This window comes from Adhaeribacter aerolatus (genome assembly GCF_007991635.1).
Lineage (GTDB): Bacteria > Bacteroidota > Bacteroidia > Cytophagales > Hymenobacteraceae > Adhaeribacter > Adhaeribacter aerolatus.
Genome location: NZ_BJYS01000044.1, coordinates 64043 through 78096, shown reverse-complemented (window position 1 = coordinate 78096; position 14054 = coordinate 64043). Strand labels below are relative to the sequence as shown.

The 14054-nt window shown below is 43.8% G+C and carries 14 protein-coding genes; 9 read left to right on the top strand and 5 right to left on the bottom strand.

Annotated elements, in window-relative coordinates:
- Nucleotides 1-109 precede the first annotated feature (109 nt).
- The 4 genes from AAE02nite_RS22570 to AAE02nite_RS22555 all read left to right on the top strand — a co-directional run bounded on the left by AAE02nite_RS22570 (nt 110) and on the right by AAE02nite_RS22555 (nt 3241).
- Nucleotides 110-553, top strand: a complete 444-nt coding sequence (locus tag AAE02nite_RS22570) for a putative quinol monooxygenase (protein ID WP_246151222.1) — start codon at nt 110-112, stop codon at nt 551-553.
- A gap of 125 nt (nt 554-678) precedes the next feature.
- Nucleotides 679-1794, top strand: a complete 1116-nt coding sequence (locus AAE02nite_RS22565; protein WP_146903655.1) for an alpha/beta hydrolase — start codon at nt 679-681, stop codon at nt 1792-1794.
- A gap of 27 nt (nt 1795-1821) precedes the next feature.
- Nucleotides 1822-2985 (top strand): carboxymuconolactone decarboxylase family protein, encoded by a 1164-nt coding sequence (locus AAE02nite_RS22560; RefSeq protein WP_146903652.1) that lies wholly within the window; start codon nt 1822-1824, stop codon nt 2983-2985.
- Between the two features lie 28 nt (nt 2986-3013).
- Nucleotides 3014-3241, top strand: a complete 228-nt coding sequence (locus tag AAE02nite_RS22555; protein ID WP_146903648.1) for a helix-turn-helix transcriptional regulator — start codon at nt 3014-3016, stop codon at nt 3239-3241.
- A 249-nt stretch (nt 3242-3490) separates the two neighbouring features.
- Here AAE02nite_RS22555 and AAE02nite_RS22550 read toward each other — a convergent pair whose 3' ends face one another.
- Both AAE02nite_RS22550 and AAE02nite_RS22545 read right to left on the bottom strand, forming a co-directional pair.
- Nucleotides 3491-4198 (bottom strand): spheroidene monooxygenase, encoded by a 708-nt coding sequence (locus AAE02nite_RS22550; RefSeq protein ID WP_146903645.1) that lies wholly within the window; start codon nt 4196-4198, stop codon nt 3491-3493.
- Nucleotides 4199-4292: 94 nt separating this feature from the next.
- The gene (locus AAE02nite_RS22545) at nt 4293-4787 is read right to left on the bottom strand and encodes a pyridoxamine 5'-phosphate oxidase family protein (protein ID WP_146903642.1); all 495 of its coding nucleotides are present in this window, start codon (nt 4785-4787) and stop codon (nt 4293-4295) included.
- A 134-nt stretch (nt 4788-4921) separates the two neighbouring features.
- Between AAE02nite_RS22545 and AAE02nite_RS22540 the strand changes: the two genes are divergently transcribed.
- The 3 genes from AAE02nite_RS22540 (at nt 4922) to AAE02nite_RS22530 (ending at nt 7940) form a co-directional block, all read left to right on the top strand.
- On the top strand, nt 4922-5503 hold the full coding sequence (locus AAE02nite_RS22540) for an acyl carrier protein phosphodiesterase (protein ID WP_146903639.1): 582 nt from the start codon (nt 4922-4924) through the stop codon (nt 5501-5503).
- Between the two features lie 469 nt (nt 5504-5972).
- Complete coding sequence (locus AAE02nite_RS22535; protein WP_146903636.1) at nt 5973-6287, top strand: hypothetical protein; 315 nt, start codon at nt 5973-5975, stop codon at nt 6285-6287.
- 18 nt (nt 6288-6305) lie between these two features.
- Nucleotides 6306-7940: an FAD-binding oxidoreductase gene (locus tag AAE02nite_RS22530; protein ID WP_146903633.1), complete on the top strand. Its 1635-nt coding sequence runs from the start codon at nt 6306-6308 to the stop codon at nt 7938-7940.
- 77 nt (nt 7941-8017) lie between these two features.
- Here AAE02nite_RS22530 and AAE02nite_RS22525 read toward each other — a convergent pair whose 3' ends face one another.
- The 3 genes from AAE02nite_RS22525 to AAE02nite_RS22515 all read right to left on the bottom strand — a co-directional run bounded on the left by AAE02nite_RS22525 (nt 8018) and on the right by AAE02nite_RS22515 (nt 11441).
- Nucleotides 8018-8533, bottom strand: coding sequence for an FKBP-type peptidyl-prolyl cis-trans isomerase (locus AAE02nite_RS22525; protein WP_146903630.1), 516 nt, complete (start codon nt 8531-8533; stop codon nt 8018-8020).
- Between the two features lie 219 nt (nt 8534-8752).
- Nucleotides 8753-10717, bottom strand: coding sequence for an IGHMBP2 family helicase (locus tag AAE02nite_RS22520; protein WP_146903626.1), 1965 nt, complete (start codon nt 10715-10717; stop codon nt 8753-8755).
- Between the two features lie 124 nt (nt 10718-10841).
- Nucleotides 10842-11441, bottom strand: a complete 600-nt coding sequence (locus tag AAE02nite_RS22515) for a hypothetical protein (RefSeq protein ID WP_146903623.1) — start codon at nt 11439-11441, stop codon at nt 10842-10844.
- A gap of 256 nt (nt 11442-11697) precedes the next feature.
- On the opposite strand from AAE02nite_RS22515, the gene AAE02nite_RS22510 reads away from it, so the two are divergent.
- Both AAE02nite_RS22510 and AAE02nite_RS22505 read left to right on the top strand, forming a co-directional pair.
- Nucleotides 11698-12492: a thymidylate synthase gene (locus tag AAE02nite_RS22510; protein ID WP_146903620.1), complete on the top strand. Its 795-nt coding sequence runs from the start codon at nt 11698-11700 to the stop codon at nt 12490-12492.
- Nucleotides 12493-12500: 8 nt separating this feature from the next.
- Nucleotides 12501-13946: a hypothetical protein gene (locus AAE02nite_RS22505; RefSeq protein WP_146903617.1), complete on the top strand. Its 1446-nt coding sequence runs from the start codon at nt 12501-12503 to the stop codon at nt 13944-13946.
- Nucleotides 13947-14054: the final 108 nt, after the last annotated feature.

Below are 14054 nucleotides of genomic sequence, written 5' to 3'. Positions count from 1 at the left end.
GGACTTTCGCAAAATGGTTTTTTAACATTGTAAATCCTCCCCCTTGCCCCCTCCGAAGGGGGACTTTGGATAAATTTGCGAAAGTCCTGACAATATAAAAGATATAAATATGATACTGCAAAACACCGGTTCTAAAATTCCAACTTCTAAAGCATTCTGCTCTTTTTTATTCTTGCTATTTCTGCTGGTTAGTTACAAAGCATCGGCGCAGCAACAAGATATGATGGTGCGGATTTCAGAAATCGAAATAGAACCGGCTTACCTGGAAGAATACAAAGCTATTCTGATAGAAGAAGCGGCCGCTTCGGTGAAAAAAGAGCTGGGGGTAATTGCTATTTTCCCGATGTTTCAGAAAGAAAATCCTACTCAGGTAAGAATTCTGGAAATGTATGCCAGCAAAGCCGCTTACCAGCAACACCTGAAAACGCCGCACTTCCTGAAGTACAAAACCACTACCCTAAAAATGGTGAAATCCTTAAAGTTAATTGATATGGAAGCCTTGGATACTGCAACCATGCCTTTAATTTTTAAGAAAATGAATAAAAAGAATTAGTAAGGCGCTTGCCATTTAAAATTTCCCAAGAGAATATTATTACATGTACCGGAGAACTGGACACTATACATATATTTTAAGGAAAAGTACCCAATAAGAAAGCAAGAAACGAAACAGGGATGTTTATGGAAAAACCGGAAAAGGTAAATAAATTATATATTTTTATTCTGCTCCTTGCGACTACTGCTGCATTAGTAGCGGCGTGTAACTCAAGTAAAAGCAGTACCGGAACTATAAATATTCAGCAGCAAGGCAGTTTTGCCGTAGGTGGCACGGTACTAACCAATCCCGGCACCTTCGACCCCATAAAACACGGCGCATTTAACCCCACCAACCAGCCGGCGGAAGGGCAAACGTTGCACGGCGACCATGCCTACGTATTTTACCAGGTACCGGAAAAGGCCCGGAAATTGCCGCTGGTTTTCTGGCACGGCCACGGGCAATCGGCTAGAACCTGGGAAACAACTCCCGATGGCCGCGAAGGATTTCAGAATATATTTTTGCGCCGCCGCTTCCCGGTTTATTTACTCGACCAACCCCGCCGGGGCCGCGCTGCCCGCAGTACCAAACCCATAACTATTGCCGCTACCCCTGATGAGCAACTATGGTTTGGCATTTTCCGGTTGGGTGCTTATCCCAACTTTTACCCTGGTGTGCAATTTTCTAAACAACCGGAAGCCTTAAACCAGTTTTTCCGGCAAATGGTACCCAACACCGGCCCGTACGATGCCCAACTAAATATTGATGCGGTTTCGGGGTTGTTTACTAAAATAGGGCCGGGAATTTTGGTTACGCACTCGCAAAGTGGTGGCCCCGGCTGGCGTACGGCCTTAAAAAATAATAACGTAAAAGCCATTGTGGCCTTTGAGCCGGGCGGCGATTATGTTTTTCCGCAAGGCGAAGCCCCGGATAGCATAAAAGTTTCGGGCCGGATAATTATCCCGCCCACCGTACCTTTGGCCGAATTCAGGAAACTCACCAAAATTCCGATAATTATATATTACGGCGATAATATTCCGGATAAACCCTCGCCAATCCCGGGGCAGGAGCAATGGCGCGCTTTCATGGAGGTCGCCAAAAAATTCCGCGAGGTGGTGAATAAACACGGCGGCGATGTAACGCTGGTGCATCTGCCCGCAATCGGCATTAAAGGCAACACCCATTTCCCGATGTCGGATTTAAATAACCTCGAAATTGCCAACCATCTTGCTGTGTTTTTGAAAGGCAAGAATTTAGATTAACCCAACTAGAGCCTTATTAAAATCTGTATGAAATCAGCAAAAGTTTTCCTAATCATTGCAATCCTATTATTGGGGGTGACCGCCAACTTATATGCACAACAAGTAGTGAATAAAAGTGCGTCTTTAGATGCCAAACAACAAAGCATTGTACCAATAGCCGCTTTCACTGCAAAAGGAGATTTAATGGCATTAAAAGGGGCATTAAGTGATGGCCTAGATGCCGGTTTAACCATAAATGAAGTAAAAGAAATACTGGTGCATTTGTACGCCTATGCGGGGTTTCCCCGCAGTTTAAACGCCATTAATACCCTGGAAGGTGTGGTTAATGAGCGTAAGCAAAAAGGCATTAAAGATGTTGTAGGTAAAGAACCTGGTAATATATCCGCTTCAAAAAGCAAGTTTGAGTTTGGTAAGGAAGTACAAACAAAGCTAACCGGTACCACCGCCACGGGGTCAGCTCAAAAGTTTGTTCCTATTATCGATGTCTTTTTAAAAGAGCATTTATTTGCTGATATTTTTGGTCGGGACATCCTGGACTGGAAAACCCGGGAAATTGTCACCATCTCTGCTTTAGCCTCGTTGGGTGGTACCGAAAACCAGTTGCGTTCGCACTTAAACGTGGGGTTGAATACCGGGCTAACCGAGGCACATCTCAAACAAATTGTATTGATGATGCAGAAAAAGGTCGGCAGTAAAGAAGGCAATACGGCTCAGCAAGTGTTGCAATCTGTTCTAAATAAGCAAGGTGCTTCTAACGCCATAACCAGCCCGAATCAGAATGAACAAGCGAATCCAGGGGTAAATACCATATTCCCTAAAGGAACAAAAATCGCAAACGATAATTTTTCCGGTCCGGCTTGGGTTCAAATGTTCGGCGATAACAATAACACTTTAAATACCTCCGTCGGAAACGTAACTTTTGAACCAGGTACCAGAACCAAATGGCATTATCATCCGGGCGGACAGATATTACTGGTTACGAATGGCAAGGGGCGTTATCAGGAAAAAGGCAAGCCAGTAAGAGAACTCCGTCAAGGAGAGGTAATAATGTGTGAACCCAATATTCATCATTGGCACGGGGCTGCTCCTGATAGTGAGTTCAGCCATATTGCGGTTGGTACGAATACGCAAAAAGGGGCAGTGGTATGGTTGGAGCCGGTAACAGATGAGGAATATAATAGTAGAAAGTAGGTTTATAGATTAGGTGCAAGATTTAAAAATGAAATCTGCTATTCTGGCTAAGCAGTTACGAGATGCTCGAAAGGAATTAGGATTAACCCAAAAAGAACTCGGCGAAATAATTGGCGTGACCCGGCAACGTATTACCCGCATTGAATCCGGCACGCAGAATGTAACAATTGAAACACTTCAGAAATTAGCCGCTGCCTTAGACTATGATTTTACGATAGAACTGAAGCAAAAGAAAAGAAGCAAGCGCTTGGCTTAGTTTAGCTTTATTTATAAACAATCGAATCAAAAAACGATTAAATCAAGAGATTAAAAAGACCTGGTAGCTCCAGGTCTTTTCTGTTGCTTTTTCATCTAAATGAGCATCTCAACTTTTATCTTTATGCACGCTTGGTAGCGACTAGCAGTTGTTTTAAAAAGGCTAAGTGTATGTTTGAACTGAAACAACCTGATAGAAGAATATTGATGTTTAAATATTAACCTGGCCGAAAAGAAACAAGCAAAAGAATCAAATATTCTCCAACGGATTGCGGCCTTTCCAGGTACCGGTAGCGGAAATAACGCGGAAGCGGGCAAATAATTCTTCGGCGTACCAGTTGTCCTGACGGGTTTTGCGGATTACCTGCTGGTGGTGGGCATTCTGGTAAGCATACTGTACCATTTGCTGTTCGTTTTCCCAGATGCTGAAAGTAGCCTGCCGCACAAAAGGTAGTTCGCCTAAACCCACGGCTGCCACCAGGCCGGGCGCTTGCTCCAAGGCTTTACTCGTTTCTTTGCCGTATTTCCAGAAAGCCGGCAAGGCTCGCAGGTTAATGGAGGCCCGGGTTAACACCGCTAGCGGCCCATTAATTTGATTATATTCGGGTGCCGGTATAAACGGGCTCTTTCCATCCCATTTCCCGTGGGCTTTCAGGGGTAGCAGTTTTACGGTCCAGCTTTCTTGGCAATGTTCCTGGTATTCCCGAATAATATCGGAATGGGAGAAAAAAATATCCGCTTGCGCTTCTGTTTCCCAAACGGCCATTAGGCCATACAAGTAAAAATCGGGGGTTAAGCTAAAAACCCGGCCTTTGCCGCTGCCCAGCAATTTAAAAAACTGCAAACCCGGAGTTTGTTGCAGGCGGGGCGGCATGGTACCCATTTGCGCCAAACCCCAGCGCCAATGGCCTTTCTGGATGCCAAATAAAGTAAGCGTTGTAATGGCTTGAACAGTCAAAAATTAACAGCAATTAAAAAAATAGCCCGACCAAATTAATTTTTTATAACAAAAAAGGAGAAACCGATTCTCCTTTTTTTATTATTAGGGTAAGTTAACTTACGTTTATCTTTTCGTTATCGCCGGGGTGGTAGGGTTCGCCGGTAACTACCGCTTTGGCATACCCAATTAAATGCACCACCGGGCTGGTAGGCGTGTCCCAATATTCGGCTTGCGTTATTTCTACCCGAATGGCGGCAATATTCGGGTCGTTTTTACCTTCGGGGAACCAGGCTTTAAACGGCTCACTCCAGAGTTCATCTATTTTCTGGCGGTCGCGGGTAACGGAAGCAACACCCGAAACAGAAACATATAATTTATTACTTTCGTCGGCAAAGTTCAGGTTTACGTGGCTGTCGTTTCGTATTTCGTGCGACTTCGGCGAATTGATTGCGGTTAAAAACCAAAGGTAATTGCCGTCTATTTTTAAGGTTTGCATCGGGCGGGCCCGCAATGTGCCGTCTTGCTCGGCGGTAACCAGCATGGCGGTTTTAATATCTTTTATTTTTGCTGCCAGCTTCTGCAGATTTTCACTTGCGTTATTTTCCATAGTTTTAGGTCTGTAGTTGTTTAGGGTACGCGGTCAAAAAGCAAAAGTTCTGTTTTACCCTGAACCAGCGTAGTACACCCTAAACCAGTGCCTGCCCGTATTGTTTAGTAATTACTCATTTTAAGCCAGCTTACTTGAATTATTTAGCGCATTCTTTTTTATCGGGCCAGGACGAGGAACTGTTGGTAGGCAACTTTATTGCTGATTCGGTGCGAGGCAGCCAGTTCGGTTTATTCCCCCGGAAAATTGCGCAAGGCATTATTCTGCACCGCCAGATAGACACGTTTACCGATGCGCATCCGGTGGTACAACAATCCAAAGAGCGGCTACGCCCCGCTTACCGCAAATACGCCGGCGTAATTGCCGATATATATTACGACCACTTCCTGGCCATTAATTTCGACAGATATTCAACGGTAGGGCTGGGCGTTTATACCCAACAGGTGTACGATTCGGTGCAACGCCACCATGCCATTTTACCCGACCGGGTAAAATATTTTCTACCCTACATGATTGAGCAGAATTGGCTGCTGAACTACGCTAATCTCGAAGGTATTCGTCGGTCGCTTACCGGTTTAAGCCGCCGCACCGCTTTTATTTCGAATATGGAAACCGCTGCCGACGAATTGCGGGAAAATTACCATTTATACCTGCACGAGTTTAATACTTTCTTCCCCGATTTAATGGCTTTTGTAGAAGAACAACAAAAATTATAACACAGCTGATTGCTTATTATTTCCCAGAAAACCCTTATATAAAATACCTAATATTTAGTATTGAATTTCTTTGCATAAAATATTAACTTTAAATAGTTTAGGGTACTATATTTATATTTTTAGAAGTGTAAGTAATCTGGTTTGATTAAAACCAGCCGTAAGCCGGTTTTAGTTCAATATCAATCTAATGTCTGTCATTAACCGGAACGATTCTGAATTCATTGATATAAATGTTATTTAGTTTAATCCTGAATAGCTAAACTTTTACCAAAAATTAAGATTTAGTTTATTCGTGGGTAGGGCAGGGGAATATTTCCGGTCGCCATTAGTGGTATTATCATCGCCAATAAGTAAATTTTTTACCAGACTAATTACTGGTGAAACCATACCGCAAGGGCAGCGGCTTCAGCCAAATTACCAAATACAAACAGCTACTTTGTTTTTACTTGAACGCTCAAAATAAAATTTCATGGCCCGTTTACCCTCTGCCTACCTCTGGCTGCTGAGTCTGCTATTTATTACCGGTTGTGCCAATACCCGGTTAGTAAGCTTGCACAGCTCCGATAATATTCAGCATCATACCGCTACCCGGGTAAATTACCTGTGGGGACTGGTGCAGCCCAAAGATATTCCGGCCCAATGCGAATCCCAAAGCATTTGCCAGGTAGTTACGCAAACCAACCTGGGGTATATTTTGCTTTCGGCCGCTACTTTGGGCATTGTAGTGCCACAAAAAGTTGTTTGGGATTGTTGCCCCCCCGTGGAAAAAGAAGAGAAGCTATAACTGTAAAAAGAGAATGTTATGGAACTGCCCGATGGCGTAAAGCTGCTGAAACTAAACCAGGATAAATTTATCAATGCCCACGCCAATTTCACCCAGAAACTAAGAAAAGACGCCTCTTTTGAGTTAAGTGTTTCGGATCCGTTATTCAAACAGAAATACCCCACATTTAAAGAAAAATATAATAAGACTACCCAAAATATTCAGTGGCTGATCAAGCACGCTATCGCGAATAATACCAGGATACGGGCCATGGGCAGTGGCTGGTCTCTCAGCAAAGTAGCGGTTTCCGAGGATGGCATCATCAACACCAAGAAACTTACTTTAAAAGCCGAATTATCAGCTTCTCAGGTTTCCGAAGCTTTTCTGCAGCAGGGCGGCGACCCTACGGATTTGCTGTTTGCCCAGTGCGGCAACGAAATAATCCGGATTAACGATTTGCTGGAAAAAGAACGGCAGCCGGCTAAAGCATTGCGAGTTTCGGGCGGCAGCAACGGCCAAACCATTGTAGGCGCTTTTAGCACCGGTACCCACGGCGCGGCCTTCCGGACGGGTTCTTTATGCGATTGCGTGGTAGGCATGCACCTAATTGTGGGCCCGGACCGCCATGTGTGGCTGGAGCGGGCTTCTTACCCGGTTACTTCGGCGGCTTTTACCAATTGGATGGGGGCCGAAGTTATCCGGGACGATGAATTATTTAATGCGGCCCTGGTAAGCTTTGGCAGTTTTGGGTTTATTCATAGCGTTTTAATAGAAGTAGAGCCCAAATATTTACTGGTGCAGCAACTCCTGAAAATACCGTATAATGCTGCCCTGGTAAATGCCATCAAATTTAACGACTTCTCCGGTTTAGCCGCCCGGCTCAACTTTCCGCCGGAACAATTATACCACTTTGAACTAGCCATTAATCCGCATAACTTTAAGCAGGATGGCAAAACCGAAGAGGTTTATTTGCGGGTGATGTATAAGCAACGCTACCACACCAATTATACGCCCTTCGACCACAATGCCAAAGGAAAGTTTACCTACGGCGACGATGTACTGGGCCTCATTCAGACGGCATTGGATGTGGTGGAAAAAATACCAGGCAATAAGATCGATTTAAAATTAATTCCGAATACTGTAAACGCGCTGTTTAAAGTAGCTTACGATCGGCCAGCCACGGCCACTGGCACCATCGGCGAAACTTTCCGGAACACCATTTTTCGGGGCAAATTATTTAGCGCCGGCTTTGCCTTCGATCAAAAAGATATACCCGACGTAATACAGCTTTTTCTTAGGTTAAACAAGCAAACTCCATTTTGCGGGGTAATGGCCTTCCGGTTTGTGAAAGGCACCAAAGCTACCTTGGGCTTTTGCAAATTCGAACATTCGTGTGTGCTGGAGTTAGACGGGGCCGATGCCAAGTTAAACCATCAGTTTACCGAAGCTTTTGCCCGGCAACTGGAAACCGAAAATATTAAATACTCAGTTCATTGGGGCAAGATTAATAATTTTCTGACTAGAGAACGCGTAAGAAAAATTTACGGCGAAGCAGCCATTCAAAGCTGGCTCCAATGCCGCCGTCGGCTGTTAAACGACAAAACCTGGGCCGTTTTTAACAACCAATTTCTGGAGCTTTGCGGGTTAGATAAGTACGAAGAAGTTATGGTTTAGAAATAATAAAGAGGTAAAATGAAAAGGCCGGGAAATAAATCCCGGCCTTTTTAATAATGATTGTACAAAATAAAATATTAATGGTGGTGTCCGCCCGCGCCGTGTACATGACCATGCGAAATTTCTTCTGCCGTAGCTTCCCGCACCGATAATACTTTGCCGTCGAAAAACATTTTCATGCCGGCTAAAGGATGGTTAAAATCCATAACCACTTCATCGCCCTGAATTTTCATAACGCGGCCTTGCATGTGGTTGCCTTCGTTGTCGGCCATCGGAATGTAATTGCCTTCCTGCAGCATTTCATCGTCAATTTTACCGTCTACTTCAAAAACATTCTTCGGGATCGGCACCAGGGCATTATCGTCGTATTCGCCGTAGCCTTCTTCTGCTTCCAGCGAAAAAGAAAAAGAATCGCCTTCCTGTTTGCCTTCCAGATATTCTTCAAACTTTTCGGGCAAACCGCTTACACCATATAAAAATACCATCGGGTTGTTTTCATCGGCTGTTTCTACGAGCGTTTGTTCGCCGTCGTCGTTTAAAATTTTAAGCTCGTAGGTGAGCGAAACCACTTTGTTTTCACTTATTGCTGTCATAACAGGTTTGGTTTAAAATGAAAGCCGATATGGCGCTTTTTACAGTTTTAAAGTATAAGGTACCCGATGTAAGAAAAAATTGTTTTAAGCTGGCCGGTAAAAATGATCGCCGGTAACCGCCATTATAGCAATCTGCGGTAAGCCAAAAAACCCAGAATTGGCATAATTCAGGCTGAAAAGTTCACAACTTACTATTTTAAAGGCACACCCTAAAACTTTCTAAGAAATATTTAAGTCGGCCATTAATTCCCAGGCGCTCCGGTAAGCATTAATGCCTTCGGTATAACCCACAAACGCATGGTAAAAAGGATGTTGGGTTAAGGTGGCGCTATCGCCTACGATTACCAATTTTTTACGGGCCCGGGTCATGGCCACGTTCATCCGCCGGATGTCGCTTAAAAAGCCAATTTCTCCGTCATCGTTGCTGCGCACCATACTGATGTAAATAATATCACGTTCCTGTCCCTGGAAACTATCAACAGTGCCCACGCTTAACAGCCGCTTGTTTTGCAAATCGTGTAGCCAGGGGTTATGCTCTACTTCATCTTTCAGGTAATTAATCTGAGCCCGGTACGGCGATATGATACCAATTTTTAAAGGCGCTTCGTTCTCAGCGGCTTCATAATCTTTTAACAAGTGCTGCACGTGCCGCAAGAGTAAATCAGCTTCTTCGGGGTTAGCCGTGCTGGCGCCTTCGGCAAAAGATTGCTCGTTGTAGCCACAACCGGCCGTATCCACAAATTCTACCGCTAACTCCGGCGGAAAAGCGGGGTTAAAAGCATGTAAATCCGTCTGCACCACACTTTCGTGGGCCTCCAGTTGTCCGTTGTAAAACTGCTGATTCGAAAACTGCATAATATGCTGGTGCATCCGGTATTGGGTGCGCAGCATAACGGCCACATCCGGTTGCCGTTGAATACACTTTTCAAACAGCGTAACTTCTAAACCACCTTTTTCTGCTTCTAAAGATTTAACGGTGGGGGGTAGCTGGCAATGATCGCCGGCCAGCACCACCCGGTTCGCGCGGGTTATGGGTATCCAGCAGGCAGGTTCCAGGGCCTGGGCCGCTTCGTCAATAAATACCGTATCGTAAGTTAAATGGCGAATTACCCGGTTAGCCGATCCTACCAGGGTACAGGTAATTACCTGCACGCGGTCGAGCAAGTCGTCGGTTATGTAGCGTTCTATCTGATCGGCTTCGGCCAGTAAAGCCCGGCTTTGCTCTTTTAACAGGCGGCGTTGTTCGCGCTCTTCCCAGCCAAACTGGCGTTTAAACTGATAAGCCATGGCTTTGGATTCTTCGGCCTGTTTCCGGTATTCTTTTACTTCTTTGTAGGCCTTGTGGCCCATAATCTGCGCATCCAGCGTATGGTGCAGCAGAATATCCGAAACCCGCGAAGGATTCCCAATCCGGATAACGTTAATGCCCTCGGCGGCCAATTTTTCGGTGAGTAAATCTACCGCCGTATTACTGGGAGCCGTTACCAGCAGGCGCCGTTCCCGTTGCAGCGTGCGCCGAATGGCCTGCACCAGGGTAGTGGTTTTTCCTGTACCCGGCGGTCCGTGAATAATGGCCACATCCTTCGCTGCCTCAATATTTTTAATAGCTTCGTTCTGCGATTCATTTAAAGTTGCATCCGGAGCAAAGTCAGGCTTAGGGTAAAATACTGCCGGTTGCGCACCGTATAAAACATCGCGGAGTTGGGCCAGGCGAGTATCTTCGGCTTCGGTAACTTTGCGCATAGCAATTTCCATCTCCTTGTAACTCATCTCGTCAAAGGTCAGGTCGATGCCCAGCTTGCCATCTTCAATCCAATCAGGCAAATCTTCTTTGGTGGTGGCCAGCGTTAGTTTATTGCGTTTCAGGGTCATGATTACCCCGCTAAGCTGTTGCGAGTCGTGGCCCTGACTGCCGTTGGCGTTGCTGAAAATAGAAGCTCCTTTACCGGTCTGGAATAAATGCAGTTGATCGCGGCTGCCCGTGCGCTCAATTTCTACCACTACTTTGTTACCAAAACCAATTTCGGTTTTGGTAATGGTAATCGGGTACCAGCACAAGCCACTTTTTTTACGTTCCTGAATAGAGCTGCGGGTACTTTTTATTTTATATTGAGCGAGGTCTTCTTCCTGCTCCAGTTTTAGTAATTTGCTTACTTTATATAATTCTTCTTGTATCTCGAACATGAAAATTTCACAATGCCGGTGCAAGTTACTTAATAAATAGCCTGCTACCATTTTTTATAAATAGGCGAACAGTATATAAGCTTCCGGCCAGTGAAAAAGTTTCAGAAAATCAGGAATTTACTATTTATCTTTTTGCTTTCTTTTTACTCCGGCGGGAGAAGGCAAAAATGGCTAAACCCAGAATAGCTACCACCGAGGTCGCAAGTAAAGCCTGTAGTTTCTGAATGGTTTCTTTCGATCCGGTTAAGCTTTCTTCCAGGGCATTCAGTTGGCGCTGTTTTACTTTCTGCTTATTTTCCAGACTCTGAATCTGGGCCTTTAAATCGTACAGGTTATCCGATACCACCCGCTTATCGTCCATGGCCCGGAATTCAATTTGTTTTTTCTGATTTTCAGCCTGAGCCTGGGCCGCTTTTATTTCGGCTTGCCGTTTCAGGTTTACCAGGTTAATTTCTCTGATAATGTCCGAATCTTTATTAATTACTTTCTTCAGTACATCTATGATGTTGAGTAAATCTTTCTTCGATTTCTTGCCCCAAAAATTGCTGTTCTGCGCATTGTAGTACTCGTAATCTTTAATCATCTGCGCTCTTTCCTGTAAAAGGCGGTTTAAGTTAGTGATTGGGGCAGCGGGGGGCGGGGTACCTGTAGTAGTAGAATCCTGGGCCAATACTAACCCAAAGCAGCAAAAAATTAAAGCGAAACAAATAAGAATTCTGAACATATATTTAATCTAGGTAATTTAGACGGGGCTCCAAAAAATTAATATTTTAAATCCCAATTTGAAAGTTTAATCTCTAACGCACAAGCAACTTATTCATTTTAACCGTAAGGGTAAACCGCTACAAAGTGTTAAATATTTTTAAATTTAATAAACTTTAAAGATGAAGCTGGCGCGGCATACCAGGTAAAAGAAAATTAAAAATCTTAGGTGCTTTCAGAATTCTTTCCTTATTTTCGGTTGTTTTAAGGTCAAGCACATGCAACAATATCAGCAACTTCTTCGGCATATTCTGGAAAATGGTACCAGGAAGGAAGATCGTACCGGCACTGGCACCCTTAGTGTATTTGGCTACCAGATGCGGTTTAACCTAGCCAAAGGTTTTCCTTTGGTTACCACCAAAAAGGTACACCTGAAATCGATTATACACGAGTTGCTGTGGTTTTTAAAGGGCGAAACCAATATTAAATACTTAAAAGAAAACGGAGTTTCTATTTGGGACGAATGGGCCGATGAGAATGGTGAATTAGGCCCGGTTTACGGCTCCCAGTGGCGCAGTTGGCCAACCCCGGATGGCGGCCACATCGACCAGATTACCCAAGTGGTAAACCAGCTTAAAAATAACCCGGATTCGCGCCGCATTATTGTGAGTGCCTGGAATGTAGCCGAGATAAACCAGATGAAGCTGCCGCCCTGCCACGCTTTTTTTCAGTTCTATGTAGCCGATAATAAATTGTCGTGCCAGTTGTACCAGCGCAGCGCCGATGTATTTTTAGGTGTGCCATTTAATATTGCTTCCTATGCCTTGCTTACCCAAATGATGGCCCAGGTTTGCAAACTTGATTTAGGTGATTTTATCTGGACCGGCGGTGACACGCACCTGTACCTGAACCACCTGGAGCAAACCGAATTGCAGTTAACCCGGGAGCCCCGTTCGCTGCCCCGCATGGAGTTGAACCCCGAGGTAAAAAGTATTTTCGACTTTAAATTCGAGGATTTTAAACTGGTAGAATACCAGCCGCACCCAGCTATAAAAGCGCCAGTTGCTGTGTAATAATTCTAATGATAGAAATAAATGTAAATCTGTGGGGTATTAAATCAACCAACTCACCCGCTGAGAATACCCGCAGTTTTAATTATTTCTTTCAAAAAGAATTAAATAATGCCGCCAGTGCAAAACCCTTAACTTTAATTTTTGGAGCGGGCACGTATGCTTTTGATTTGTTAGAAATTGGCAGCAGCCATAAAACTATCACTGATTTCCAACTGAAAGGAGCTGGTATTGGCAGAACAATTCTGAAGTTTTCTGGTAACGAGCATACTTTTTTATACCTGCACCATTTAAACAATTTTACAGTATCTGATTTATCTATAAACGGAGCTGGGGCTAAATTCGAAGGTGGTTTATGGGTTAAAGGGAACTGTCAGCATGGACTTATAGAAAGAGTAGAAGTGTATGATGCCCATGATGTTTCGTGTGTAGTATCCGGCCCGGACACTTCTCATATTACTATCCGTAATTGCCAGGTTTTTAGCCAGCGGAATTTCACAGGTAAGTCCAAATCCATGTTTCTGGCCGGTGATACCGCTGAGTTTGTTACTTTTGAAAACTGCCAATCTTTTAGCCAAAGTAAAGATAAAAAGCACTTTTCCGTAGCAGACCATTTTGATACGGATGATGCCAAATACGTTAATTATTTAAATTGCACGGCTAATGGTGAAGGTTCGCAAGGGGGAGTAGGATTCTGGAATGAAGGAGAAGGTGAGGGAGTAAAAGCCATATCTACTTACTATGGGTGTACGGCTTATAAAACTCATGGAGGATTGGCCACTTCTGAAAACTCCATTGTCAAGGCTTTTGGCATGAACTTCATCGAGTGCAGCGCCTTTGGTTGGACTGTTTGGTCAAAAGGGTTGCATCCGCACAGTTCATTGAGTTTAGATGGCGGCTATTTTAAAGGTTGTGGCAGTACTCCAATTAACAACCGCTTTGGAGGAATCCATATCGAAGCTAATACGCACATCACCAATTGTATTTTTGAAGACACTCCAAAAGGTTGCTTTAATATATCCTTTTATAAATTCGGCGAAGCATTACCACCGGATTCCTATACCTATATCACTAATTGTATTTTTGATAAGGGTGTTCAGATAAATAGTCCCTTTTATAACGATGGACCTAGTATCCGAAATTTAACCATTCAGAATTCCATATTTAAAGTGGGTGCGTATTTTGCGGCCTTACAAAACCCATTGCAGTACAATATCCGGATTTCTGGCTGCACCTTTTTCGACAAAGGATTGGTGTTGGAAAATGTAAATAAAATAAAAATTTTAGGTAACACTTTTACCTGTCAATCTGAAGAAATCACGCCTATCGAAAGAAAAGGTTTGGTAAGTGGTATTGTACAGGATAATTTATTTTCCGGTTATAAAGATACCTATCTGATTTTTAATAATTCAACATCAGACCAGCGAATGAATGTTTACTTTAATGATTATGAGTAAAATCCTGTAAAATTATTTTAATTAACAGGAAATGGCTGTAATTCATTTCAAATAGTTTATCCCTGTTTTTCATTTAACTTATACCAAATCACTTAAAGCTGTTTCCAT

Coding starts and splice junctions, on each gene's coding strand:
- AAE02nite_RS22570 (WP_246151222.1), top strand. CDS start 110: ATGATACTGCAAAACACCGGTTCTAAAATTCCAACTTCTAAAGCATTC.
- AAE02nite_RS22565 (WP_146903655.1), top strand. CDS start 679: ATGGAAAAACCGGAAAAGGTAAATAAATTATATATTTTTATTCTGCTC.
- AAE02nite_RS22560 (WP_146903652.1), top strand. CDS start 1,822: ATGAAATCAGCAAAAGTTTTCCTAATCATTGCAATCCTATTATTGGGG.
- AAE02nite_RS22555 (WP_146903648.1), top strand. CDS start 3,014: ATGAAATCTGCTATTCTGGCTAAGCAGTTACGAGATGCTCGAAAGGAA.
- AAE02nite_RS22545 (WP_146903642.1), bottom strand. CDS start 4,787: ATGGAAAATAACGCAAGTGAAAATCTGCAGAAGCTGGCAGCAAAAATA.
- AAE02nite_RS22535 (WP_146903636.1), top strand. CDS start 5,973: ATGGCCCGTTTACCCTCTGCCTACCTCTGGCTGCTGAGTCTGCTATTT.
- AAE02nite_RS22530 (WP_146903633.1), top strand. CDS start 6,306: ATGGAACTGCCCGATGGCGTAAAGCTGCTGAAACTAAACCAGGATAAA.
- AAE02nite_RS22525 (WP_146903630.1), bottom strand. CDS start 8,533: ATGACAGCAATAAGTGAAAACAAAGTGGTTTCGCTCACCTACGAGCTT.
- AAE02nite_RS22520 (WP_146903626.1), bottom strand. CDS start 10,717: ATGTTCGAGATACAAGAAGAATTATATAAAGTAAGCAAATTACTAAAA.
- AAE02nite_RS22515 (WP_146903623.1), bottom strand. CDS start 11,441: ATGTTCAGAATTCTTATTTGTTTCGCTTTAATTTTTTGCTGCTTTGGG.
- AAE02nite_RS22510 (WP_146903620.1), top strand. CDS start 11,698: ATGCAACAATATCAGCAACTTCTTCGGCATATTCTGGAAAATGGTACC.
- AAE02nite_RS22505 (WP_146903617.1), top strand. CDS start 12,501: ATGATAGAAATAAATGTAAATCTGTGGGGTATTAAATCAACCAACTCA.